The sequence below is a fragment of the Peribacillus kribbensis DSM 17871 genome (assembly GCF_000430765.1).
Classification (GTDB): domain Bacteria; phylum Bacillota; class Bacilli; order Bacillales; family DSM-1321; genus Paraperibacillus; species Paraperibacillus kribbensis.
In genome coordinates, this window is record NZ_KE387238.1 from 224,267 (window position 1) to 247,712 (window position 23,446).

Here is a 23,446-nt window from a genome sequence, read left to right on the forward strand (position 1 = left end):
TTGAACTTTTAAAGCGCTTTTTGAAGAGATTTCCGTATGTATTATCATTAATTCTGCTATTTGTGCAGGAATTCCGCGGAACTTACTATTATTCCGCGGAAATCTCTATTTAGATTATCGTTTCATCGCTTTCTTACCGAATGCCACCGCCAAGATAATGATAACTCCTTTAATAATCATCTGCTGGCTGACATCCAGACCCATGATAATCAAACCATTGTTGATCGTACCAATCATTAAGGAACCAACAATCGTTCCGATGATTGTCCCTACTCCGCCAAACAAGCTTGTTCCACCAAGAATAACCGCAGCGATAACAGAAAGCTCATCGCCTTCACCGAAGGAGAAACGTCCGGCATTCATACGGCCCGCATAAAGGAGACCAGCTAACCCAGCCATTAAACCTGTTGCAAGAAAAACCATTAGCTTGATTTTCATTGTCTTTACGCCAGAGAATCTTGCCGCACTTTCGTTACCGCCTGTCGCCAATACCTGCCGGCCAAAAGATGTTTTACGAAGTAAGATATGAGCAATCACTGTAAATACTAGGGTCCAAATAAGTAGAACTGGAATCGGTCCAATGTCCCCTGAACCAAAGATGAAATTGAAATTTGCGTCTACAATCGGAACAGGCGCAGTATCTGTAACCCACATCGCAGCACCTTTAACGGCTCCCATCGTTCCCAGTGTAACCAGGAAGGAAGGAATCGCTACTTTTGTAACAAGCAAACCATTAATTAATCCAACCACAAGTCCCGTACCTACACCGCCGATGAGTCCGCCAATAATGCCATAACCCGCTTGGATGGCTAATGCACCAACTAGAGAAGAAAGGGCAGCAATGGAACCAACAGAAAGGTCAATCTCCCCTGTACTAATAACAAATGTCATTGCCAGCGCCATCAAAGAAATCGTCGCTGTTTGTCTAACAATGTTTAATAAGTTCGCTGAAGTTAAGAAGCCTTCATCACTTAAGCTGATAGAAAAATAGATTAATACGCCCACGAAGGCAAAATAGACAATATAATTACGCCATTCGAATCCCTTTAATGAAGGAGCGGCTGGCTTTTGGACACTAGAAACCTTGGATTGCATATTGTAATTCCTCCTCTGATTTAATCTCTCTGCGGGTCATTTCCTTTTTAATTTTTCCATCATGCATAATGATGACCCGATCACTCAAAGCAAGCAGTTCTGGAAGTTCGGAAGAGACCACAAGGATCGCCTTGCCGTTTTCGGCCATGGCTCTAATAATCTCCACAATTTCCGTCTTTGCACCAATATCAACCCCAATCGTTGGTTCATCCAACATCAAGACAGTAGGGTCGTTCGCCAGCCATTTAGCGAGCACGATTTTTTGCTGATTACCGCCTGATAACAACCCGGCCTTTTTAAAAATATTATCCGTTTTAATATTTAACTTCCTTACAAATTCCTTACTAATTTCATTGGATTTCTTACTATCAATAAAAGCTCCTTTTTTTACCTTCGAAAGAATTGGAAGAGTCATATTATCCTTGACACTGTGTTCAAGGACCAATCCTTGCATCCGGCGGTCCTCCGGAATTAGAGCAAGTCCTGCTTCTATGGCATTCTTAGGATTCTTTATGGAATGTTTTTGACCATTGATGTAGATGTCTCCACTCTTAATTGGGTCAATCCCGAAGAGATTTCGAAGTAATTCCGTTCGACCGCTTCCCATTAACCCGGCGATTCCAACGATTTCACCCGGCTGAATTTTTAGATTAATATCCTGTACATGTTCGGCACTTAAGTTTCTTACTTCAAATATGGGCGGAACGTCCAATGCGTAGGTACGTTCTTTCCATTCAAAAGCTTGGTCAAATTGCATACCGACTATATGTGAAATAACAGTATCAAGATCGGTTTCGCTGCATTTTTCTGTTGTGACATATCGGCCATCACGCATAATCGTGATTCGATCACAAATTTCAAATATTTCATCCATCCGGTGAGAAATATAGATGATGGAGTAACCTTTTGCTTTCAATTTGTTAATAAAACTAAAGAGCACCTCAGTTTCATTTTTTGTTAAGGACGAGGTTGGCTCATCCATAATCAGAATCTTTGCTTCTTGGGACAGCGCTTTGGCAATTTCCGTCATCTGCCAATAGCCAACACCCAAATTATGAACTAGATCATTTGGTCTAATATCTACGCCTAATTCTTCTAGCAATTTTTCTGTTTTCTTCTCACAATCCTTATCATCGAGCAGCCCTATTGATGTTTTCTTCTCACGAGTAAGATAGATGTTTTGGGCGACGGTAAGGGTAGGAATTAAACTAAACTCTTGGAAAATCATCGATATATTATTCTTTTGAGCTTCATCATAGCTTTTAATGGTCACCGGTTGTCCTTCAATTAAAATCTCGCCGCTGTCTGCAGTATATACGCCTGTGAGGATTTTCATTAACGTCGATTTCCCAGCACCGTTTCCCCCCATCAAGGCGTGAACTTCACCTTTTTTGACGGAAAAATGGACATCGTTTAGAACTGTAATCCCATTAAAAGCTTTATTAATACCTCTCATTTCGAGAATCGGTTGTTCCATCCAAGTTCACCTCTTTTTATGTTAGAGGCGGCTTTTCAAAATCCGCCTCTATTCTTTTTTTAGAATTATTTCATCGCTTTTTTTACTGTGTCAGGAGCCTCTGTTCCATAGATCAACTTCCATTCATCTAATACATTCTCTTTCGTAACTTTGATTGATGGTGAAGCAACATACGCTGGTGCTTTTTTTCCTAATAGAGCATAGCCGGCAAGGATCGCTTGTGCTACACCCTGGTCATATGGCAGCTGTGCTCCAAGACCTTTAACAAGTCCATCTTGTGCAATAGAGATTGCTACGTTTGTACCTAAGTCAACTGTTGTAACAACTAGGTCATCCCTGCCAGCCGTTCTTGCTGCAGCCATAACACCTTCAGCCGGTACATCCCATGGTGCGAAGATACCATCAATATCATGGTGTCTTGTCAGCATGGCAGCTGCTACTTCTTCTGCCTGATTTGGACCAGTAATCCCACTTTTTGCGGCAATCTCAATATTTGGATATTTTTCTTTAATTCTTTTTTCAAAAGCATCCGAACGGTTTTTGGTTACAAAGAAGTTTACATCGTGATACAAAATGCCGACTTTACCCTTTCCGCCAAGTTTTTCAGCCATAATGTCTGCTGCGGTTGCTCCGTTGCCCATGTTGTCACCTGAGACAATACTGATGTAATCTTTACCTGCCACTAAACCTTGTGCAGCACCATCCATGAATACTAACTTTACGCCTTGGGCGACAGCCTTTTTATAAGCTGGTGCGGTAGATACGGCATCCACTGGAACAGAAATCATGATGTCCGGCTTCTTCGCTAAAACGGTTTCAATATCATTTACTTGCTTTTCCGCTTTGAACTGTGCATCTGTTACAGCTACAATCTTGATGCCCATCTTCTTAAATGTATCCTTCATCGCACCTACTGCGGCATTCATATAGTCAGTACCAGAGTAGTGCATAACAATCGCCGCTTTATAATTACCTTCCTTAACCTTCTTCAGCTCATCTTCCGTAAGCTGCAATGTCTTAGCTGAAACGGCCTGTTCGCCATTCGGCCCTTTATCTTGTACTGCTAAATCAGGAATCTTTGGATTGATCGTTAATGGTCCTGAAGCTGTTTCTGAGTAGTTACTATTCTTTTTCGTGCCCGCTTGTTCAGATGTAGTTTTTTTCCCTCCACACCCTGCAAGAACAACACTTAAAACAAGTAACAGTAAAACTGTAATAGAAAAACTCTTTTTCATTTGCTTACCTCCACTTTATTAGTTGAAGCTCGTTATTTGCTGGTACCACCTTAGAATCTACAAGTTGGCACCACCACCCCTTTTCATAAAGTAAGCTGATAGAATATAACTTGTAATGGATTACATTCATGTAAGTTATAAAACCAGGCTTCAACGGACTTCAAAAAATGTAATAGATTACATTTTTCTCTATAAGATTTTCACATACTGCTGACAAGACTGTCTTACAATTAACTGGTCTGCTAAACACATTTGCTCGTTTTGGATTTCCTCTTTGTTGATGAGCCTCAATAGTGATTCCGCCACTTTCTCACCAATTTCAAATGCGGGCTGGGCAATCGTTGTCAGACCCGGTTCAAATGTGGACGAGAATTTCAGATTATCAAAACCGAGAACCGAAATATCATCTGGCACGTTTAGCCCCTTAGATTTAATGGCTTTAATGACTCCCATTGCCATTTCATCATTGGCAGCGAAAATCGCTGATGGGAGTTGGCCAATGGCAAAAAACTTTTTCATAAGGTTAAAACCGCTTTCAAAAGAAAAATCACCTTCCTGTACTAACACAGGATCCACGATAAGGTTGTGGCTTGACATTGCTTGATAAAATCCTTTAAGACGGTCTCGATTCAAAATACTATTGAGCGGTCCAATAATGCAGCCAATCCTTTCGTGCCCCAAATCAATTAAATATTCTGTTGCTTTTCTGGCACCGCTTATGTTATCAATCGAAACTGTTGTGATAAAGGGACCTTCCATATACTCGAACGCAAGGACCAACGGAAATCTTTGGGCCGCCTCTTCGACTGTTGCTGCATCCGTTTGGGCAGTTAATAAAACCATTGCATCTGCTTTTTTTTGATGCAAAAGGTTTAAAAACCCCTTTTCTCGTTCCAGATCATTGCCTGTATCACCAAGTATAACTTGATATCCATTTGTAACCGCTACTGCTTCAATCCCCCTAAACACCTTTGAAAAAAACGGATTTGTAATGTCAGGCACAACAACTAAAATGGTTTTAGCAGAAACTATCTCCTTCTTTGCCACACCTACAATTCCTACCATCTTTGTTATTTGTCCTTTCTCGTTTCTATATTTGAATTGTAATCGATTACAAAATTGTCGTCTAATCATTTTCTGACAAGTTTTTAATCCACCTGAAACCGCTTTCTTTCCTTTCGGACACAATCATCGTTCATTCAGACAATAAAATCAAAAAAAACAAAAAAATGAGGTCCGGTGAACCTGGACCTCACAACGATTTATTTTTTTGTAATTCTGCTAACTTATTCTTGGAAACCTTTGCTGTATCCTCATAATTCTTAAAATATGCTTTGTACGTCTGCCCTGCCGTTTCAATCCTCTTTAAATATTGCAAATTAATAATATAGGAACGATGGGAGGCTACAAAACGGGAATCGAGGAGTTCTCCTAGATTCGTTAACGCCTCATTCACCTCTATTTGATGATCAATTGTATGGATGACGGCCTTTCGGTCGGCTCGTTCAATAAAAATAATGTCCTCTAACGGTATAAAAGAAATCTGATTGGACTGTTTGATCATTAAATCCTTCTTAACGGCTGGGCGCTCGCTTTCGGCTGGAGTCTTAGCAAGTGCAGCTGCTCGTCCTAACGCTGCATAAAGACGGTCACGGTCAATAGGTTTGACAATGTAATCGATTGCATTTACACTAAAAGCTTCTAAGGCAAACGTATCATGCCCGGTGATAAAGATCACTTGCAATGATGGAACTATTTTTTTACAAGATTTAACCGCTTCCATCCCATTCAACAATGGCATATTAATATCAACCAGCATGATGTCTGGCTTTTCTATCATCACCTTACAAATTAAATCCTCACCATTAACGGCTTCTCCAACTAATTCAAATCTTTGCAAAGGTTTAAGAAGATGTTTCAATAGCTTCCTGGATGGTGCATGGTCCTCTGCAATTAAAACTCTCATAAAGATCACCTCATGTAAAGCTATTTATCTATGGAACATTAATTTAATTGAAAATTCAACATTTGAAATCGCTAACATGTGTATTTACTTTCAGTATAAGCCAGTCTAATCAGTAAAGGAAGTATTTTAATATGATTCGCTTATGGTGTTTTTTCGTATTTTTCTATGGATTATACTAATGGTAAATCAGGAAATTGCATGACTATTAGATTAAAGGCAGGCTAAGATGATGGAACTCACCCCTAACGAAAATTTATATAAAGAAGTTTTACAAACCCTGTCCGAATGCGTCATTATTCAGGAAAAGTCAGGTAAAATGATTCCGCTTAATGAAAATGTGGAAACTGTACTTGGGATTAAATCAGAATTTTTGACAGAATCAAGCCTTCAACAACATGAATATATAAAAGAAGACGGCAAACCACTTCCCTATTCCCAATTGCCAGGATTGATCACCCTCGAAAAAGGAATCCCTTTTTATAACTATGTCGTGGGAATGATTGATCCGGAATCCGGCACTAAATGGCTTTCAATAAATTCAAAACCTCTCAACATGCATAACAGCGGTGAACAGGCTGCCCTTATTACCATTTCGGATATCACCGAACGAAAAAAAATGGAACAAACGATGATTCATGCGAAAGAAGAGGCAGAAAAGGCGAACCTGGCTAAATCGGATTTTCTATCCAAAATGAGCCATGAACTTCGGACACCATTGAATGGAATACTTGGTTTCGCACAGCTTTTAGAGATAGATGATTCCTTAAATGACGAGCAAAGTGACTTTGTCCAGGAGATTCTAGGGGGTGGAAGACATTTATTAAGCTTAATCAATGATATTTTAGATCTATCAAGAATAGATACCGGCCAATTAAAAGTTACACTCCAAGAGGTAGATCTTAAAACAATTATTACTGAATGTATCAATATCGTGCTGCCGCTTGCCAAGAAGAAAAGAATTCAGATACATAACCAACTGGATCAATCACAAACCATGGCAGTTCTGGCTGATCCTATTCGCCTGAAACAAATCCTTTTGAATCTGCTGGATAACTCCATTAAATATAACCAGGAAGACGGCAAAGTTATGATTTTCTCTTATTTAAAAAGAAATGATGCTGTTATCCATATTGCCGATACTGGGACCGGGCTTTCAGTTGAGGAATATCATAAAGTGTTTGTTCCATTTTACAGAATTAAAGGTACACAAGAAGAAGGTACTGGGATAGGATTGTCATTAGTAAAACAGCTTGTCCAGCTTATGGGAGGAAAAATAAGTGTCACAAGCCAGAAAGGTATAGGCAGCGACTTTTACTTTAGTCTCCCTCTTCCCTATGATTTAAAGGCCGCGATGCACTGGGAGGAAGAAGTGATTGGCCTTTCAACAAACAACGGTAAATCTGAGCACTATTGCTTGCTGTATATTGAAGATAATCCATCCAATTTGAATCTGGTAAAGAACATCCTGAAATCGCAGTCCTCCTACACGATCTTAACTGCTCAATCTGGAAAAGAAGGATTAAAACTCGCTAGGACAAAAAAAGTCGATTTAATCCTGCTGGATCTGAACCTACCGGATATCCATGGCTTCGAAGTGTTTAAGCTTTTAAAAACAAATGAAAAAACGAGAGACATCGCCGTTATTGCTGTAAGTGCCAATGCCATGCCCCAGGACATCCAGCAGACATTAAGCAAGGGGTTTGATAATTATGTGACGAAACCCATTATTGTCAAAGAGTTCTTAACAACTGTTAACGAGACTTTAACGAGTACAATTAATCAAAATATACCCGAACATAAAATTTTATGTACAGGACCAAATCGAGAGGAAGCTGTTTCTGCCAAGACATTGCAGTTGTCTTTGAAAGAGTTAAAAAAAATCAGGGAAAAGAACTATACAGCTGCCATTGCGATGCCCTATACGGGAAGTAATTGGGCAAAGGCACAAATCGAGGGATTGAAGACAACGTTTAATAAAATGGGGATTAGGATCGTGGGTATAACGGATGCCGAATTTAACTGGGAGAAGCAAGTCGCAGATATTCAAAAGATAGTAGCGAAAAAACCTGATATTATAGTCAGTCTTCCCATCGATCCGGTATCTACCGCGAGTGCCTTTCAAACCGCAGCTCAATCAGGTGTTAAGCTGGTGTTTATGGACAATGCGCCATACGGGTTGGAAGCAGGTAAGGAGTATGTAAGCGTCGTATCCGCTGACAATTATGGAAACGGGACCTATGCCGCCGATATCCTCGCGGAGAAAATAGGCTTTAAAGGCAAGATTGGGGTTATATACCACAATGCTGATTTTTTTGTAACGAAACAAAGATTAACTGCTTTTGAAAAGACAATTAAAGAAAGTTATCCCGACATTCAAATAATAGCCCGCATCGGTTTCACAAGTCCATTTGATGGGAAAGAACTTGCAAAAGCTATGCTTTCTGAACACCCGGATTTGAAGGGAATCTTTGCTGTATGGGATTTGGCGGCTGAAGGTGCTATGGCTTCCGCCCGTGCCGCCGGAAAACATGATTTAGTCATTACAACAATCGATTTGGGTACCAATGCTGCTGTAGAAATTGCCAAAGATGGCCTTATCAAGGGTTCGGGATCACAGATGCCCTACCATCAAGGAGTGGCCGAGGCAATCCTGGCTGGTTATGCCCTCCTCGGCAAACCAGCGCCTGCTTATGTAGCTGTTCCGGCTCTAAAAGTAACAAAAGAAAATCTCCTTGAGGCATGGAAAATTGTGTACAACCAAGATGCCCCAGAAATTATTCAATCGTAACAATACAAATTGTAGTCAAATAAAGGAAACATAGCGAAATGTATTGTATAATCTAAAGATATTTTATCGATTATGATGAATGAATTTAGTAACCATTAATATAAATAGAGGATGATATGCATGGATTATTACAACAATAAAAGTAATCAGGATAATAATAACAATCAAGTTGATTACAAGCATCTTATCCCAAGAAAAAATGGGTATGTGTTTAAATTTATAAAGAAAGATAACGATTTTATCCATACGTTCGCTGAAGGTGATTTTCTAGAAAAAATAGGGCTTTCTCCTGCATGTATTATTGGTAAAACTTTGCATGACTTTTCACCTGAAGATCAGGCAAATCAGAAACAGTGTTTTTATGAAATAGCCTGGAACGGTAATTCGGTTAACTATGAAGGAGGCGCGAACGGATACCATTACCTTGCTTCGTTAACTCCGTTAATTATCGATTCGCAAGTTGTTGAAGTGGTTGGTACGGCTATCGATATTACAGATTACTGGAAAAATGTCACTAAAATTCAGGATTTAGAAAAACTTTCACTAATTGGTGAATTAGCAGCTGGAATTGCCCATGAAATTCGAAATCCATTAACGTCTGTAACAGGTTTTATCAAGATGATTCTGGAACGCTCAAATGACGCAACAACAAACGAATATCTTAAGATAGTGCTTCATGAATTAAGTCAAATTAATACCATTGTTAATCAATTTATGTTTATAGCTAAACCTAAAGAAACCATGGAAATTATACATACAGACATAAAGGCTTTGATCTCCCGAGTTATAGAATTTATGAAACCCCAAGCAAACCTAAAAGGTCTAAACTTTTTCGAATTTATTAGTTCTGATTCTATATTTACTGCTCAGTGTGACCCTAATCAGTTAACACAAGTTCTAATGAACCTAATACAAAACTCAATTGAAGCAACTACTGATCCTACCCAAAAAATAGTCATTTCGCTTAAAAATATAAATGACGATAGCTTCTTAATAGAACTTACCGATAAAGGGAGCGGGATTTTACCAGAGAGACAAAAAAGACTATTTGAACCTTTTTACACAACAAAAGAAAAAGGGACAGGATTAGGGCTTATGATGTGTAAACGAATTATAGAAAACCATAACGGTACGATAGAAGTTAACAGTCAACTTGGTGAAGGCACGACTGTCAGAATCATTTTACCTAAGGCCTTTAATCATCATCAAAAACGGGATTAGCAGTACAGCGGCAATTGTAATCAGTACCCGGCAGCCCAACAGCCGGTGAATTAGCATATTCAAATACCTGTCCTTCCAGCTTGTTGTGCGAATCACGTACCTTTTCATCGTTTGATGTGCTCCAATTGAATTTGCTGACGCCCATTGCCTTATGGCGTTCTGCTGTCATCTGGCTAAGTATGCTGCCTGTCTGATCCATGTATTTTGCCCGCTTCTCTGACATGCCAGTACGCTTCACCAGCTCATCCCGAATTTCTTTAGGGCTAGTGCCATTTTTCACACCCTGATACGATGCTTTCCACCTTGAGGAAAAACTCATCTCGAATCGTGCTGATATAGCTGGTATTCTCAGCAATGGAGTTCCTCATGAACTCATCAAGCCAGGGTTCATATTGAGTGGGGTCAATTTCCTTTATTCGTCCCTGCGCCCTCATGTTATTTACATTAAAGGTATTTAAAGAACTAACAAAGTTCGTTGCCATATCGAGGATCGTATTCGAGGTGCAAAATACCAAGAGACAGTCCTTTTATCATTTCAATGGCCCGTCTGATAATATCCAGTGGTCCATCCTCAACGAATGAGCGGTCATCGGACCGGGTTTGGTACTGTTTAACCTGAGGTACCATCTCTTCATCAAATACCAGTGTGGCTTTACCTAAGGCTGAAATCAGCCGATTGATGGCCCGGTAATAGGAAACTTGCCACAGCGTCCGGAAAACGCGTAGGAGAGGAATTTTAGCCATGATTCCCACGTTCTTTCCAATCGCTATACACTTCCGATGTCATTTTCTCCAAATCAGCCTCGTCACCAGAAAATTTCGTTATGTTGGTCAATCCAAACTGACCAAAGCGAGTTTCCCTGACTTCATCGGCTATAAGAACACCATTGGTGAGATAGATGTTATCCGTTTCTGCAACAGTCTTTCTTATATTGGCATCAGTCTGGGCATCAACCTCCCAAAGAGGATTAAATTTCAACTCCCGCTCTATTTTGGCAGGATCAATGCTGCCACCTAATTCATCCGAGCACCATAAAAGCAGGCGGATAAGGTGTTCCAAATGCGGCCGTAATTCGTTTTCCTGCTGGGCTGCTATTCTGGAGTAATAATTCATTACATCATACTGAGCGCCTGTAATTAATTCCTGGTACTATATCAAGTATATAAAACCAGGAAAGCAACAACTTGTCCAACACAATTCCAAAAACAAAGTTCACTTTGCAAATACCTTTTTCTTCAAATTCCGTCTCCATTTAAGTTCCCGCACAGCTGCATAACGATCTTTCATTCTTTCGTTTTTATCAAAGGCTATCTGGATAGCTGCTCCTTGTGGCTTTGTTTAGGTCCGTTCCAAACCTCTTTTTCCTCTTTTCACTTTTCATGAGCGAAAATTTATATCGAACTCACCCATTGCTGCTTTATTCTTGGCTTTCTTTTCCGGCCTAATCGGATGCTTGGCACTGTAGGCCAGCCGTTGTTCTTCGGTCATTTACTTACTTGGCTCATGTTAGTCCTCCTTCACTTAATTTTCGCACTGCGGAACAATTGTGGAACTTATAATTTTAATTAGATTTTAATTATTTTTTTATAGAGAATTCATTTTTCTTTCAACCATTTCAGGTATTGTTATTTATGCATCCAGAATGTTATATCAAAATAATAATAGGTAATGAGTGGAAGAATGTATTATCCAACTATTTATATTCATAAAACAAAATACATACACGCTATAAAAGATCACAAAAACTGTGAATGTGGATTGAAATACCAGTTGTTTTATCCAGTTACAAGGCATGATTTGAAGAAAATTAAACTCAAACAAGTGGACAAAATCAACTGTCCAAAATGCAAATCAGTCCTACAAGCATTTCTTAATGGTCAACCAACATAATTTTGCTAGTCTTATTATTAACCCTGCGACTTATGTTTACAACACTGTAAGGGTTACTGCGCCAATGATTAACCTCTTTTCACTTTTACTGAGCGAAAATTCATCTTTAATGGAGAATGTAATAACCCTTTTGTTTGTTTTTGAAATCAATGGGAAGCCTAATTGTAATAAAAGGTAAGGTGTAATGATGGACGAAATTCTGGATGCGATAAAACTAATAATGTTCACTCCTAAGATGCCTGTCTGTAACTTTATATAGGCAAAAAATCATTAATGGTTGGTGTTAAAATGAATTTAAATCTAGAAAAAGAGAAAGAACTCTGGAATAAAATCCGGCTAGTTCGTGAAGAAATGGTACAAGTTGCTTTGAATAAGAATTTAAATTTTCTTGATGACGAAGTTTTATCATTGAGTCAAGAATTAAACAAACTATTGAACGAATATGAGAAATTATTACACGAAAAATAATCCAAATTATTTAACAGTTTGTGTTTCAAAATAATGCAAGTTTCTCATTCCTCTGGGCGGCAGTCTCTTTATAAGTATCTGTTGGCAGATCTTCATCTTCGAAAATTATTTCGCCTTCATTAAAATCTTCTTTAAAATCATCAAACCAATGCAACGGGAAGCATCCGATGTATCTCTCAAATTTAACGTCCTCGTAAAAGAGATCATGGGTCTTTCAGGGCTTTAAGTGTACACCCCTTTTCAATTTTCTGATCAGTCGGATTTTGATGAATCGTTCCTAAGCTCCACCATATACCTTTCAGAGCTTGTTATTATAAACTTAATGTCTATCCATAACCGAATTACGTAATGCGGGGTCGATCCGTCCGTCATTCAGCAATTCATTATTCAGTTTCTTCAATGCCAGGATACTTCATCCATATGGTCATTTACGATTGTCCGATAGAAAACCATGCATATTTTAGATTTCGTAAACGATCTAAAAAAAGATGGGCAAAGATGGGATGGAAAGCCGGGTCCCCTCTCCTCTTCCAGTATTAATAATTGCTATAAAGCCTTTAATAATGTTCTTTCAAGAGCAGCTGAGTGGAAGTTTATAAAAGAAAATCCAACCACGCCGGTAAAGCCGCAAAGATCAGGCAAAAAAATCAGTAGTCTATTCTAAAGAAGATGTATCGATTATTATTTCGCATTAAAAAAATGTTCCTTTCACTGGGAGATATTAATCCTCCTTGCTCTATCTACTGGAGCTTGTGAAGGAGAAATCGCCGCATTGGAATGGAAACATGTTGATTTTGAAAAAAGAACTATTTTCATTGAACAATCCATAGCCGAGGTTAAAGGAGAAGGTGTAAAAATTTAAAGATACCAAAACAGAGAGAGAACGAACTGTTTCTATCCCCATCCCTCTTGTTACCATGTTAAAAAATCTAAAAGCCCAGAGATCCCATGAAAAATTAATGGTATCAGATAAATGGGAATGGCAGGATCACTTTTTTATTTTTGCCAACGAATTTGGTAAGCCTATTTGTCCGGACAGTATTGGCCAATGGTGGAGATGGTTTACATCAAAATATAAATTAAAATATATCCAATTCCAGGATTTGAGACATACCTCTGCCACGCTGCTAATAAATGAAGGTGTGCATGCAAAGATCATTCAAGAACGATTAGGTCATTCTAAAATTGGTACAACGAAGTACTTATAGTCATGTACTGCAGGAAGCCGATCAATCAGCTGCATCTCACTTTGATTCCTTTTTTGAATTCAAAGAACAGTGAATTTTCGGTTCTGTCCCCATCTCGTCCCCAACTGATGATTTTATAAAGATTGAGGTATCTATCATTAAGTGCTAAAAAAGCGAAAACCCCTTATGTATCAAGGGGTTTTCGCCTATTAATTTAGCGTTCCAGGAGAGATTCGAACTCACGACCTACAGCTTAGGAGGCTGTCGCTCTATCCTGCTGAGCTACTGGAACATTTTATCAACAACAGAATTTATTATATTAAAAGAATTTCATTTGGTCAATAGGTATGGCTTAAAAAAATAATTTTTTTAAATTATTTTATCCCGCAGAGGCATAATTGTCCAACTGGTTATCTTACTCTTGCTGCGTGAAGGACTAAATCCAGCCCTTCCAATAAGACGTTCATTTTCCTCTCTTATGCTCCCGATCAATTCCGGAAGATATGTCTTTTTGCTTTCCCTTTTCATGGAGAAGGGAAATGACCGAGACGGGCGTTTTCATAGTATGGACCCATGTATTGATAAATAGATGATTTTTATGCTGCCAATGAGTTTTTTTCCTCAGCTCTGTCAGATACGCTTTCTTTGTCTGATTCAGCACTTCAGCGAAATTCTTCTGTTCACGGGAACCATCTGTCTGAAGTTCTGAACTTTCCAGAAATACGGAAGCTTCCTGATAAGCTCCTGTTTATTAAAAAACCATGTAAAAAAAGGACTTTTAGAGCCCTTTTTCACATTTGGTATATAACGTAATGATCACTCGTATAACGGCCAATGGATTATCTCTACTGTATCATAATACGGGAAAGGAGAGACCGGGAAATAATTCGGAAAATGGGGACTGCCCCCTAACGTCTACTCTTAAGATAAGCCCAGAGCGGAGGGGCGTCCAGGTTGAGTTCCCAGAGGGTTGTGCCTCTTAGTTTGTAGGCGTCCATGAGTTTGAGCTTTTGGATATAGCTTCTAATGTCTTCATACCAGACGGAATGTGTTTCGGTTGTTTGGTAGGTGTAGTGGGGAGACTGGGCAGAAGGATCGAACAGAATGTCGGTTTTTTTTGAGATGGCCTGGTTCTGTGCATTCAGCATGGAAAGACCTTTTGTATGGCTGCCCGGGACGGTTTTGTCGTACCCATAAAGCGGAAGGGCCGCCATGAGCTTGCTCGGATAAATGAGACGGGCCGCATAGTGAATGACCTCCTCCATCCAGTTGTAGGGCGATATAGGATCCGGCGGGCCGCCGGGATAACCGTAATCAATGGTCATAACCGCCGTTATATCGGCTGCTGCACCAATCGCTTTATAATCATAAGCACCCACGATTCGATTGGCTGGCAGGTCTGCGGATTTAGAATGAACATTCACCTGAAGCACCAGCGGGCCGAGTGCGTTTTTCAGCTCCTCAAGAAAGCTGTTGAAATCTCTTCTTCTCTCAGGAGGAATGAATTCAATATCAATGCTGACTCCCCCATAGCCCTTTTCTCTGGCAAGGGCGGCAAGACTCGAGGAAAGGCTGCGGCGGTAAGCAGCATTGCCTAATACCCTTCCAGCAAGCTCAGGAACAAATTTCTCATTTACATAATTCCGGACCATCAATAAAGGAAGAACTCCCAGCTCACGCGCTCTTTGCACAATGCCCCCATCATCCAATTCCGCATAGGCATGGCCTTTTTCTGAAAAAGTAAAAGCCGTGACAGCCAGATACGTTATATTACCATGAATCTGTTCGAGCTTGCGCAGGACTCTTTCCGGATTATAGGGAACAACAAATGCAAGAACCTCGGGTGAATATCGTTTCGGGCTCGGTACATTAATGATCCTGCCGGCAGCGGGCTTTGATTCCAATCCAGGATTTGCGGCTAAAATTCGGGAAACAGTGGTCTCATACCGCATCGCAATGGACGTAAGTGTATCCCCCGTCTTAATTATATACCCTCTGACCGGAAGTTCCGTCCTTCGTAAATACAGCGGAAGTCCAGGAATAATGTCACTGGACGCCAGCCCATTATCCCCCATGATCACAGACAGCGGAACACGATACTTTTGGGAAATGTCCCATAAATTATCTCTGGCTTTCACTACATAAACAGGCATTTTCATCACGCCTTTTTATACAGATTATTCAGTTCCTCCTGCTGTTTTCCTTATTTTTTTAGTAAATCTGTAAAGTGGGAAAGGATTCTAGCGGTTAATCCCCAGATCACCCGATCTTTATAAAGATAAAAATACTCGTCCAGCTGCCTTGGCCTCCATTGGTAATTTTCCCCTCCGACCAGAAGCTCCATGGGAAACCCCTCTTCCGGCTCAGCCCTAAAATGGACCTTATATATTCTAGGTGCTGTATTCAGGAAGTAGGATAGCGGCACCGTGAAAATTTCACCTACCTCGGAGGAGTTAGGGGTAATGGAATGAAAATCATCGATAAACCCTGTAAAAGGATACACAATCATCCCATAGGGAGAGAGCAGAAAATCAATGGGCATCACCTGGGATATGGATTCCCTTGCGATACCGAGCTCCTCCACCGTTTCCCTTATGGCCGCATTTTTTTCGTCATGGTCACAAGGATCGATCCTGCCTCCCGGAAAACAGACCTCGCCCGGCTGCCTCCTAAGTTCCATCGAGCGGACTTCGAATACTACATGAAGTTCATCTTCCCTTTGGACAAGCGGGATTAACACCGAATATTTTGAAAAGCTTTCACTTCCTAATATGACAGGAGTATGGCTTTGCACTTTTTCGATGATTGTTTCTTTCTCCATTTGATCCACCTCACAAAAACATGGCTATAACTTTATTATCCCATTTTTTATGGAAATGGGTTATTTATTTACCCTAATAATTTTTCCTGTAACAAAGATTTCTGCTTTTCCATACCACCTTGACAGCCCATCTTTTCCAATTCTTTCGTGTGCATAGTTCCATTCAGGATTCGGAAAGCTATACAAGAACCAGCTATCAAAAGGAGTGATTTTTTAATGAATAGAAACTTGGTTGCTGCCGCAATGGTTCTTGGCCTTTCTTCACTTGCAGGCTGCGGTGCTAATGACAATAATGGAGTTAAAAACAGAGCAAATAATGGTGCTGAACGCATTCAAGATATTGGTGACAATGTAAATAACGGCAGACTTCGGAATGAAGAACGCATTGAGGACAAAGTGGAAAAAATGCGCAAAGTGGACCGTGCTCATGTTATTGTGTCTAAAAACAATGCCTATGTGGCATTAAGACTTAACGATGATCACAACAATAACCGTTTAGGTACACGATCAGACAGAGGAAGAATCAACAACATAGGACCTAACGGGGATATGGTTGATAATAACAATGGTGTTGGAACTTATGGAGGCGTCGGTGACGGAAACAGATATCAGGACCATACAGGCATCCGGAACAATGATGACAACAACCATTCAGGAAACATTTCAGGAAATAATAATGGCATGATTAACGGCGGCCGTAATAATGCTGGCGATAATATGTTTGATAATAATAATAATAACAATGATAACAATTACAAAAATAAACGTGACTACAGTAAAGTGGACACAAAGTTTGAACAGCAGGTAGCCGATCAAGTACGAAAGGCAGACAGCAGCATCCATAAAGTGTATGTTTCTTCTGACCGCGGCTTTTACGACAGAATGTCCGATTATGCTGATGATATCCGAAACGGAAACAATGACGGGCTGTTGAACAATTTCAATGACTATGTCAGAGGATTTTTTAACATTAACAACCGCTAAACCCCTAAATGACAAAATAATAACCCTGCACAAGGAAAAAGTCCTCTGTGCAGGGGTTTATTCTATGGTGATTGCCTCGGTCAATAATTTGATATCCGAAAAGATTTCTTTCTTTACTGCTTCTCTGTGGCAGGAACGGTATTCATATATCAGCCATTCCAGTTCTCTAAATAATATGCTATACTCTTCTTTCTCTAACATGGCATCCTCCCTTATGTTTCTCCAGTCTTAGTCAGTTTATAGGAGTATAGTTATATTTCCCCTGTTCTACCTGCTTCAATCCTTTCTTCCTCAATTAACAAAATTTTACACACAAAATGGTACATTCCCTTTTTTCCTCCTCCTAAACATCTTTCACGACGGTAAGTATTAACAGAAGCGTCAAGTTCTCTTCCCGTTTAGAGCCGCTCTTAAAGGGTATCCATAATATATGGTTAAATATTTGAATTGAAGGAGGACAATAAGATGGATCGAAAAAAGTTGATGATGAGTTCTTTAGCAGTAGGAGCGGCCTATTTATTAAGAAATAAGGAATCACGCGGTAAAGTAATGAATCAGCTGCAATCACTGGGTATGTCTAAGAAAAAGCGCTAAGCCGTGAAAAAGCTGCATCCTCCCCTGATGGCAGAGGATGCAGCTTTTTTTTCACGAATTTCTCCCCTCCCCCCAATCTCACTGGGGTTACCTCCTATTAAGAAATTTTCCTTTTATAAACAGGGTTATTTGTCCATAACATTTTTCTGCCCGCTGAATACAGTAATCTTAGGAACTTGAAAGGGGGATAAAAAATGACATTCTGGATGAATAACAGAAATAATGGAAATCAGAGAAGGACCAATAATTTTAACGGATTTGGCTATGATGGCGGCGGTGAAGGTGGAGATTCAAACAGTCGTTCCAATTCAGATTCTGATGTGGATTTCGATATCGACAACGATTTGAATTCCTCTTCCAGATCGAATTCAGATGTAGATACTGATGTAAATACGCGAAATGACAGTGATAATGATAACGATAATGATAATGAATTAAAAAATAACAATAAAAGCAACTCCACTGCCAATTCAAAAGTATTGAACAGCGGTAACGCAAGAGTAGATTTCTGCATTGATATTAATGTAGATTCCGAATCCAGGTCCCGAGTACGTTCAAGGTCTGAATCAGATGCCGATTCTGAACAGGATCAACAACAAAACCAGGATCAAGATCAGGACAGATGATAAGAAAATGCGAGATAGAATTCTCTATCTCGCTTATTTTTTTTAAAACTGTTCATTTTTAATGACTGCCGGAAAGGTAAAGGTAAAGGTGGTACCTGCTCCAACTGCACTTTCTACGGAAATGGTTCCTTTCATCGCCTTTACAATTCCATAAACGACCATCATCCCAAGTCCGGTCCCCCTCTTCCCCTTGGTTGAATAATAAGGCTCGCCCAGTTTACTGATCTGATCTTTAGTCATGCCCACCCCTGTATCCTTCACTTCAATGGTGATATCATATTCACTGAAATGGGTGCTGATCGTCAGTTGTCCTCCTCCAGGCATGGATTCAATCGCGTTTTTAATGACATTTAAAAAGCACTGTTGAAACTTTTGGCGGTCGCCCCTTATCGTTCCTACAAGGGAAAAGTTGGTTGAAATCTGAACAGAATACTGGTTGGCTGTCGGCCTGAGAATATTGATGACTTGTGTCAGCTCTTTTTTCACCTGCAGCTCTTCCATATAGTCCAGGGCCGGCTTTGAAAATGTAAGGTAGTCCTGGATGACTCTTTCGGCAGACTCAAGCTCCTGGGAGACGATGGCAAGGTATTCATTCCTCTTGTGTGCAGGCACAGAGGGATCCTTTAACAATTGGACAAACCCGCTGGCTGCTGTCAATGGATTGCGGATTTCATGTGAGATAGCAGCCCCCATCTGCTCAACCGCTTCCAATTTTTCTGTCTTGACCAATGATTGATACATCAGGATATTTCTGCGGATAAACTCAATAAAATACGAATAAATCCCGACGCCCAGGGGAGGGATCAGAAGGTACGCAAACCAAGCATCAAAGTGATTGACTGGAGGATCAAAAACTTCCAAACAGATAGCCGTAAAGATGCTTACGGTGATGCTGATCATGACCGATGCCATAATCTTCTGCCTGGAGCCGATTTTAACGTACCATGGATGCAGGCGCCAAAGCAGGAACCCGATGGGTGCATATAGAAGCGCATTCGCCAAAAATCCCCCATCTGTATCAAAAAAGCTGCGCAGAACAATACATAGTGCACACATTAAAGGGCCAAGTCCCAGGTACAGCCCAGATATGATGATGGGGATTTCTCTTAAGTCAAAATGGAGATTGGGGGCTGGTGTGTACGAAACTGCCAAGCAAACCCATAATGAGAAGGCAAAAAAGAAAATGGATGTCGTTTTGGATAACGTACGATTGCTCTTCTTTTCAAACCAGATTAACGAGAAAAACGCGATCACAATCAAAAGGGATAGATTATAAAATAAATGCCTGGTTATTTCCACATCATCCACCGTCCGTCGGCTTAAATTATAGAAAATGATTAAATCTTCATAGTGAGGCCAAGCATTCTTGCTGCTTATGTTCATTGTCGGCTGATGAAGGGGATTTCGCGATTCGTTTCAGCTGAGGAAATCCTGCGAGAAAAAAGATTTTATTTTACCACAGTTTACTAGAAAAACAGGATTTATTCAAAACATTTCGACAATTACTCCAAAAAATCTGTCTATCTATGCTCTATATGAAAAAGCCGTCCCGATCAAGGACAGCTTTTTCATATACCCATATTACCCCAGACAGTGCTCGTAAGTTTTTATAAAAAAACCTTCCGGCCTGGACCATTCTGCATAATAGATTTCTCCTATGTCTCGGTACCCCTCTTTTTCAAGGGACTGTCTAAGCCATCCTAAATCCTCGCCAAGTCTTTTAAGATTCTCATCATGTATTTTTCCTTCATTGACAAGGAGGATCGATGGCTCTTCAACAGGCGGCCGGTCTGGATATTTCAGTACACTGATATCTCCGCTGTTCTCCAGGATGACATAATTCACATCCTTTAAACTGAAGATGCCTTTTTGCCTCAGCATGCCTCTTAGCTCCTCCAGCTCAAGGCTTGCCTTTTCCAGCTCATTGATACTTACTCTTCCATTTTGTATTAATGTTTGGCTTGTTCCTTTCAAAGGGCCGCGGAGTTTGTCAAACTTCTGGGTAAGCTTCTCTACACAAAAGATTAAAGCAGCCCATACGGCAATCGAATAAAGCATCTGCGGAATGGTGTGGTCCTGATGGTAAATGGTTTCCTCTACGGTACCGCCAAGGATCAGGGCATATACAAAATCAAAGGGAGTAACCTGGGACATTCGTTTTTTGCCCAGGATTCTTGTAACGAAAACGAGTGCAGCCAGGCCGACCACCAGCTTACTGATGATAGATAGATAAAGCATCAGGCTTTTTTACCTCCCACTATATGAATACCCTTCTCCTTCCCCTTTTTAATTTCCGGGAAACCCTGCAGGCTCCGGTTTTGGCATGGATCCTGCCGCTCTTTTGGTATGCCTCCCCACTTCTATCCCGTGGTTTTTATAGTCGTCAATGGAAACATGGTTGATATCCAGATAATCGGCCTTATTGTCTCCCCCGAATACTTTAATGGCACTTCCGGCTTTTTTGAAGTTTTTTAAGGAAATATGGCTGAGGGAGATATTTCTGGCCATATACTGTACGGCAATCACTGGTTCTCCCTGGTAATCATAGTCAGGATCCCCCTCCAGGACAAAATGGTTGATAACCACATTGCGGTAGGCAGAAATCACCATCCCTCGCGGTTTTGATCCTTCATAAAGAGCGGTGTGGATGGGACGGATGGAAACAAGGCCGGTTGCCTTAATATTATAGGCTGTGAGAGACTCAGGGTCCTCCTGTTTGTGATGGCCGATATGCCGAAAGTTATAGGAACGATTGTCCTCGACAGATAAATGGCCGATAATATGCACTCCGGATGCTGCTGACACATTATGATGGGCCTTGATTTCCACACCGCCAAAACAGCGTGTTGTTGAATTGTTCACAAGCCAGACATTCCGCGAACCGTCATCAATTTCAATTCCATTAGAATTGGAGAATCCTCTCTTGTGTGCCCTGCCGCTGGGATCGCACATATGGCTGTTGCTGATGAGAATATAATCGCTGTGATGGGTTGTGATGCCGTCATCTCCAAAGCCATAGCCGTTCAGGTTGTCCAGCCAGATATACTTGCTGCCGCCCCTTGCCCTTGTCCCGTCCCCCAAATACGTATAAATGGAGGAGGAAACGTCAAATCCGTGCAAGCCCCCATTGATGGCCTCAACATCCTTTACCCAGGCAAGCCTCACATTCGCAAGTGTCAGGCAGCTTGAGCGGTTGTTGCCCGCGCTTGTTTTTGTCTCTTTGCCGAGCCGCTCTACATTCCAATCAAGGCTCATACTCTCAATAAAAATGCTGCGGTTCCCTAAAAAGTGCCTGGAGTTCGTGACTACCCATTCATTCTTTCTGCAGGAATCATGAAGTTTTAAAACGGTCTTTCCTTTACCTGCTCCCTTAAGGATCGTCCAGGAGGGCACCCTGATGCCGCGGACGATATACGTGCCTTCCGGGATATGCACTTTTGCAAGCCCTGAGCCAATCGCCTTTTTGAAAGCTGCCGTACAATCGGTCCTCCCGTCGCCGACCGCACCAAAATCCGTCACACTGACCTCCCGTGTGACATTCGCTTCCAGGCGCCGGTATTCCCTCTCAAGCTCTTCCTTCCAAAAAGGAAAGGCGTTTCCATCGTGATCGACTTTTGTTTCACCCGGATGCAATGGAAGCGCCTGTCCTTTCTTAACTACTAAACGGGACAAAAAGTTCCCGCTGCGTGAAAAATCTTTAGGATGAAAACTCTCATTTTTATACAAATATTCAAATATCGTATCTGTTTCTTTGACGGCCTGGCCGAGCCGCCCTTTCAGGTTCGTATATTGAAAAATCAGTTCTTTGTTTTTCAGCGGGTTATGCTGCTTATCCAGATACATCCTGCTCACTCCTATTCTTTCATATAGGGATTATTCCCGGTCTCACTGAATGTAACCCGGCTGTCAGGCTGTCTATGAATCTTTTTGTGAAAAAAACCCGGCCTCCCATTCAGTCGGGAAGCCGGGCTTTTGCGCTCTAGATTACTTGTTGAAAATCTCAGTCAGGACAGGGACAATTTGCTTCTTACGGGAAACGACACCTTTAAGGACGGCAGTATCCTCCGAAAGAGTCACGTTATAGGCTTTTTCTACAGCATCCGTTCTAGAACCGAGGGCAAGTCCTACTGAATCATTCGTCAGGATGTCTGTTACCACAAATAAGAACAGATCCAGATTCTTTTCACTGATCACTTTTTCAATGGCCGCTTTGAGCTCCGCTTTGCGGGAAAGAACCTCGTCTGTATCCACAGCATTTACCTGGGCAATTTCCACTTTGCTTGAACCCATGTCGAATTCCTTGGCATCAAGGGTGATCAATTGCTCAATCGTTTTATCACTCAGGTCTGCCCCTGCCTTCAGCATATCGAGGCCGTAAGAGTCCGCATCCACACCAGCAATTTCAGCAAGCTCACGAGCTGCCTGCACATCCTGTTCCGTGCAGGTCGGTGATTTAAACAGCAGGGAGTCAGAAATGATGGCAGAAAGCATCAATCCTGCAATTTCCTTTTTAATCGCGACTCCATTTTCTTTATACATTTTATTTAAGATCGTTGCTGTACAGCCGACAGGCTCAGCGCGGTAGTATAACGGATCGCTCGTTTCAAAATTAGCGATACGGTGGTGGTCGATGACCTCCAGCACTTGTACATCGCTGATATCGCTGACACTCTGCTGGCGCTCATTATGGTCCACGAGAATGACAGATTTCACTTCATTTGCAGCTGTTTCAATAAGTCTAGGAACTTCCACATTAAAATGAGTTAAAGCATATTGAGTTTCGCCATTGATTTCCCCGAGGCGGACAGGCTCAGCTTCAAAGCCAAGCTCCTTTTTCAGGTCTGAATAAGCGATTGCAGAACAGATTGTGTCGGTATCTGGGTTCTTGTGACCAAATATTAATACTTTTTCCATGTTCAAAACTCCCTGTTTCCAATATAGTTGCTGCCTGATGGTTCTTTAAGGCAGCTTTCGTATGTATTCATAGCCTGTTTAGATAATAAAGTAAATCCTTAAGATAGTCCAGTAAGACATCTGCATTTTTAAGAAAAAAAAGATGATTTAAGGAAAGTTCCAGCCCCCCTTCATCATAG

The 23,446-nt window shown here is 40.9% G+C and carries 22 protein-coding genes, 1 tRNA gene and 1 pseudogene; 7 read left to right on the forward strand and 17 right to left on the reverse strand.

The features are described from left to right. Window positions 1–114: 114 nt before the first annotated feature. From H539_RS0114725 to H539_RS0114745, 5 genes are all read right to left on the reverse strand, one after another. Window positions 115–1,095 carry an ABC transporter permease gene (locus H539_RS0114725; protein WP_026694160.1) on the reverse strand — a complete coding sequence of 327 codons (981 nt, stop codon included), beginning with the start codon at window positions 1,093–1,095 and terminating at the stop codon, window positions 115–117. Next, window positions 1,076–2,572, reverse strand: a complete 1,497-nt coding sequence (locus H539_RS0114730; RefSeq protein ID WP_026694161.1) for a sugar ABC transporter ATP-binding protein — start codon at window positions 2,570–2,572, stop codon at window positions 1,076–1,078. Before H539_RS0114730 ends, H539_RS0114725 begins: the two co-directional genes overlap by 20 nt. A 65-nt stretch (window positions 2,573–2,637) precedes the next feature. Continuing rightward, the gene (locus tag H539_RS0114735; protein WP_026694162.1) at window positions 2,638–3,807 is read right to left on the reverse strand and encodes a substrate-binding domain-containing protein; all 1,170 of its coding nucleotides are present in this window, start codon (window positions 3,805–3,807) and stop codon (window positions 2,638–2,640) included. 189 nt (window positions 3,808–3,996) lie between these two features. Beyond that, window positions 3,997–4,854 (reverse strand): substrate-binding domain-containing protein, encoded by an 858-nt coding sequence (locus H539_RS28635; RefSeq protein WP_245602191.1) that lies wholly within the window; start codon window positions 4,852–4,854, stop codon window positions 3,997–3,999. Between the two features lie 205 nt (window positions 4,855–5,059). Beyond that, window positions 5,060–5,773, reverse strand: a complete 714-nt coding sequence (locus H539_RS0114745; RefSeq protein WP_026694163.1) for a LytR/AlgR family response regulator transcription factor — start codon at window positions 5,771–5,773, stop codon at window positions 5,060–5,062. Between the two features lie 226 nt (window positions 5,774–5,999). Here H539_RS0114745 and H539_RS30190 point away from each other — a divergent pair, with 226 nt between their 5' ends. Beyond that, window positions 6,000–8,561 (forward strand): substrate-binding domain-containing protein, encoded by a 2,562-nt coding sequence (locus H539_RS30190; protein ID WP_081415890.1) that lies wholly within the window; start codon window positions 6,000–6,002, stop codon window positions 8,559–8,561. 120 nt (window positions 8,562–8,681) lie between these two features. Then, entirely contained in the window at window positions 8,682–9,782 is a 1,101-nt protein-coding gene (locus H539_RS28645) for an ATP-binding protein (protein WP_051348599.1), read from the forward strand. On the opposite strand, the gene H539_RS28650 is transcribed toward H539_RS28645, so the two are convergent. From H539_RS28650 to H539_RS0114770, 3 genes are all read right to left on the reverse strand, one after another. Beyond that, window positions 9,757–10,137 carry a phage head morphogenesis protein gene (locus H539_RS28650; RefSeq protein WP_081415892.1) on the reverse strand — a complete coding sequence of 127 codons (381 nt, stop codon included), beginning with the start codon at window positions 10,135–10,137 and terminating at the stop codon, window positions 9,757–9,759. The genes H539_RS28645 and H539_RS28650 overlap by 26 nt on opposite strands. Window positions 10,138–10,244: 107 nt before the next feature. Then, on the reverse strand, window positions 10,245–10,526 hold the full coding sequence (locus tag H539_RS0114765) for a hypothetical protein (protein WP_026694165.1): 282 nt from the start codon (window positions 10,524–10,526) through the stop codon (window positions 10,245–10,247). Beyond that, the gene (locus H539_RS0114770; RefSeq protein WP_281171432.1) at window positions 10,519–10,920 is read right to left on the reverse strand and encodes an anti-CBASS protein Acb1 family protein; all 402 of its coding nucleotides are present in this window, start codon (window positions 10,918–10,920) and stop codon (window positions 10,519–10,521) included. Before H539_RS0114770 ends, H539_RS0114765 begins: the two co-directional genes overlap by 8 nt. Window positions 10,921–11,961: 1,041 nt before the next feature. Here H539_RS0114770 and H539_RS0114780 point away from each other — a divergent pair. Next, window positions 11,962–12,141 carry an aspartyl-phosphate phosphatase Spo0E family protein gene (locus H539_RS0114780; RefSeq protein WP_026694167.1) on the forward strand — a complete coding sequence of 60 codons (180 nt, stop codon included), beginning with the start codon at window positions 11,962–11,964 and terminating at the stop codon, window positions 12,139–12,141. Between the two features lie 25 nt (window positions 12,142–12,166). On the opposite strand, the gene H539_RS33120 is transcribed toward H539_RS0114780, so the two are convergent. After that, window positions 12,167–12,295 (reverse strand): hypothetical protein, encoded by a 129-nt coding sequence (locus tag H539_RS33120; protein WP_281171425.1) that lies wholly within the window; start codon window positions 12,293–12,295, stop codon window positions 12,167–12,169. Between the two features lie 724 nt (window positions 12,296–13,019). Between H539_RS33120 and H539_RS33435 the strand changes: the two are divergent. Further along, window positions 13,020–13,349 (forward strand): annotated as a pseudogene (locus H539_RS33435) (site-specific integrase); the annotation flags it as partial. 197 nt (window positions 13,350–13,546) lie between these two features. On the opposite strand, the gene H539_RS0114800 reads toward H539_RS33435, so the two are convergent. From H539_RS0114800 to H539_RS0114815, 3 genes are all read right to left on the reverse strand, one after another. Beyond that, a tRNA-Arg gene (locus tag H539_RS0114800) sits at window positions 13,547–13,620 on the reverse strand. A 616-nt stretch (window positions 13,621–14,236) separates the two neighbouring features. Beyond that, window positions 14,237–15,481 carry a glycosyl hydrolase family 18 protein gene (locus H539_RS0114810; protein WP_026694170.1) on the reverse strand — a complete coding sequence of 415 codons (1,245 nt, stop codon included), beginning with the start codon at window positions 15,479–15,481 and terminating at the stop codon, window positions 14,237–14,239. A gap of 50 nt (window positions 15,482–15,531) precedes the next feature. After that, window positions 15,532–16,149, reverse strand: coding sequence for an NUDIX hydrolase (locus tag H539_RS0114815; RefSeq protein WP_026694171.1), 618 nt, complete (start codon window positions 16,147–16,149; stop codon window positions 15,532–15,534). Window positions 16,150–16,365: 216 nt separating this feature from the next. Between H539_RS0114815 and H539_RS0114820 the strand changes: the two genes are divergently transcribed. Continuing rightward, window positions 16,366–17,133 (forward strand): YhcN/YlaJ family sporulation lipoprotein, encoded by a 768-nt coding sequence (locus H539_RS0114820; protein ID WP_026694172.1) that lies wholly within the window; start codon window positions 16,366–16,368, stop codon window positions 17,131–17,133. Between the two features lie 57 nt (window positions 17,134–17,190). Here H539_RS0114820 and H539_RS32425 read toward each other — a convergent pair whose 3' ends face one another. Continuing rightward, complete coding sequence (locus H539_RS32425) at window positions 17,191–17,334, reverse strand: hypothetical protein (RefSeq protein WP_169816034.1); 144 nt, start codon at window positions 17,332–17,334, stop codon at window positions 17,191–17,193. A 264-nt stretch (window positions 17,335–17,598) separates the two neighbouring features. On the opposite strand from H539_RS32425, the gene H539_RS33125 reads away from it, so the two are divergent. Together H539_RS33125 and H539_RS0114840 are read left to right on the forward strand one after the other, a co-directional pair. Beyond that, window positions 17,599–17,727 carry a hypothetical protein gene (locus H539_RS33125; protein ID WP_281171426.1) on the forward strand — a complete coding sequence of 43 codons (129 nt, stop codon included), beginning with the start codon at window positions 17,599–17,601 and terminating at the stop codon, window positions 17,725–17,727. A gap of 194 nt (window positions 17,728–17,921) precedes the next feature. Next, window positions 17,922–18,353 carry a hypothetical protein gene (locus H539_RS0114840; protein ID WP_026694173.1) on the forward strand — a complete coding sequence of 144 codons (432 nt, stop codon included), beginning with the start codon at window positions 17,922–17,924 and terminating at the stop codon, window positions 18,351–18,353. Between the two features lie 42 nt (window positions 18,354–18,395). Here the strand turns inward: H539_RS0114840 and H539_RS0114845 are convergent, their stop codons facing one another. The 4 genes from H539_RS0114845 to H539_RS0114860 form a co-directional block, all read right to left on the reverse strand. Further along, window positions 18,396–19,652: a sensor histidine kinase gene (locus tag H539_RS0114845; RefSeq protein WP_026694174.1), complete on the reverse strand. Its 1,257-nt coding sequence runs from the start codon at window positions 19,650–19,652 to the stop codon at window positions 18,396–18,398. Between the two features lie 282 nt (window positions 19,653–19,934). After that, a complete protein-coding gene (locus tag H539_RS0114850; RefSeq protein ID WP_026694175.1) occupies window positions 19,935–20,591 on the reverse strand; it encodes a DUF421 domain-containing protein in 657 nt (218 codons plus the stop codon). A 48-nt stretch (window positions 20,592–20,639) separates the two neighbouring features. After that, window positions 20,640–22,196, reverse strand: coding sequence for a glycosyl hydrolase family 28-related protein (locus tag H539_RS28660; RefSeq protein WP_051348600.1), 1,557 nt, complete (start codon window positions 22,194–22,196; stop codon window positions 20,640–20,642). 141 nt (window positions 22,197–22,337) lie between these two features. After that, complete coding sequence (locus H539_RS0114860) at window positions 22,338–23,267, reverse strand: manganese-dependent inorganic pyrophosphatase (RefSeq protein ID WP_026694176.1); 930 nt, start codon at window positions 23,265–23,267, stop codon at window positions 22,338–22,340. Window positions 23,268–23,446: the final 179 nt, after the last annotated feature.

Excerpts from the sequence above, each read along its gene's own strand:
- H539_RS0114735 (WP_026694162.1), bottom strand. The coding sequence starts at position 3,807 with ATGAAAAAGAGTTTTTCTATTACAGTTTTACTGTTACTTGTTTTAAGT.
- H539_RS0114840 (WP_026694173.1), top strand. The coding sequence starts at position 17,922 with ATGACATTCTGGATGAATAACAGAAATAATGGAAATCAGAGAAGGACC.
- H539_RS0114765 (WP_026694165.1), bottom strand. The coding sequence starts at position 10,526 with ATGGCTAAAATTCCTCTCCTACGCGTTTTCCGGACGCTGTGGCAAGTT.
- H539_RS0114860 (WP_026694176.1), bottom strand. The coding sequence starts at position 23,267 with ATGGAAAAAGTATTAATATTTGGTCACAAGAACCCAGATACCGACACA.
- H539_RS0114815 (WP_026694171.1), bottom strand. The coding sequence starts at position 16,149 with ATGGAGAAAGAAACAATCATCGAAAAAGTGCAAAGCCATACTCCTGTC.
- H539_RS0114730 (WP_026694161.1), bottom strand. The coding sequence starts at position 2,572 with ATGGAACAACCGATTCTCGAAATGAGAGGTATTAATAAAGCTTTTAAT.
- H539_RS32425 (WP_169816034.1), bottom strand. The coding sequence starts at position 17,334 with ATGTTAGAGAAAGAAGAGTATAGCATATTATTTAGAGAACTGGAATGG.
- H539_RS0114810 (WP_026694170.1), bottom strand. The coding sequence starts at position 15,481 with ATGCCTGTTTATGTAGTGAAAGCCAGAGATAATTTATGGGACATTTCC.
- H539_RS33125 (WP_281171426.1), top strand. The coding sequence starts at position 17,599 with ATGGATCGAAAAAAGTTGATGATGAGTTCTTTAGCAGTAGGAGCGGCC.
- H539_RS30190 (WP_081415890.1), top strand. The coding sequence starts at position 6,000 with ATGATGGAACTCACCCCTAACGAAAATTTATATAAAGAAGTTTTACAA.
- H539_RS0114745 (WP_026694163.1), bottom strand. The coding sequence starts at position 5,773 with ATGAGAGTTTTAATTGCAGAGGACCATGCACCATCCAGGAAGCTATTG.
- H539_RS0114725 (WP_026694160.1), bottom strand. The coding sequence starts at position 1,095 with ATGCAATCCAAGGTTTCTAGTGTCCAAAAGCCAGCCGCTCCTTCATTA.
- H539_RS0114780 (WP_026694167.1), top strand. The coding sequence starts at position 11,962 with ATGAATTTAAATCTAGAAAAAGAGAAAGAACTCTGGAATAAAATCCGG.
- H539_RS0114820 (WP_026694172.1), top strand. The coding sequence starts at position 16,366 with ATGAATAGAAACTTGGTTGCTGCCGCAATGGTTCTTGGCCTTTCTTCA.
- H539_RS0114850 (WP_026694175.1), bottom strand. The coding sequence starts at position 20,591 with ATGCTTTATCTATCTATCATCAGTAAGCTGGTGGTCGGCCTGGCTGCA.
- H539_RS28660 (WP_051348600.1), bottom strand. The coding sequence starts at position 22,196 with ATGTATCTGGATAAGCAGCATAACCCGCTGAAAAACAAAGAACTGATT.
- H539_RS28645 (WP_051348599.1), top strand. The coding sequence starts at position 8,682 with ATGGATTATTACAACAATAAAAGTAATCAGGATAATAATAACAATCAA.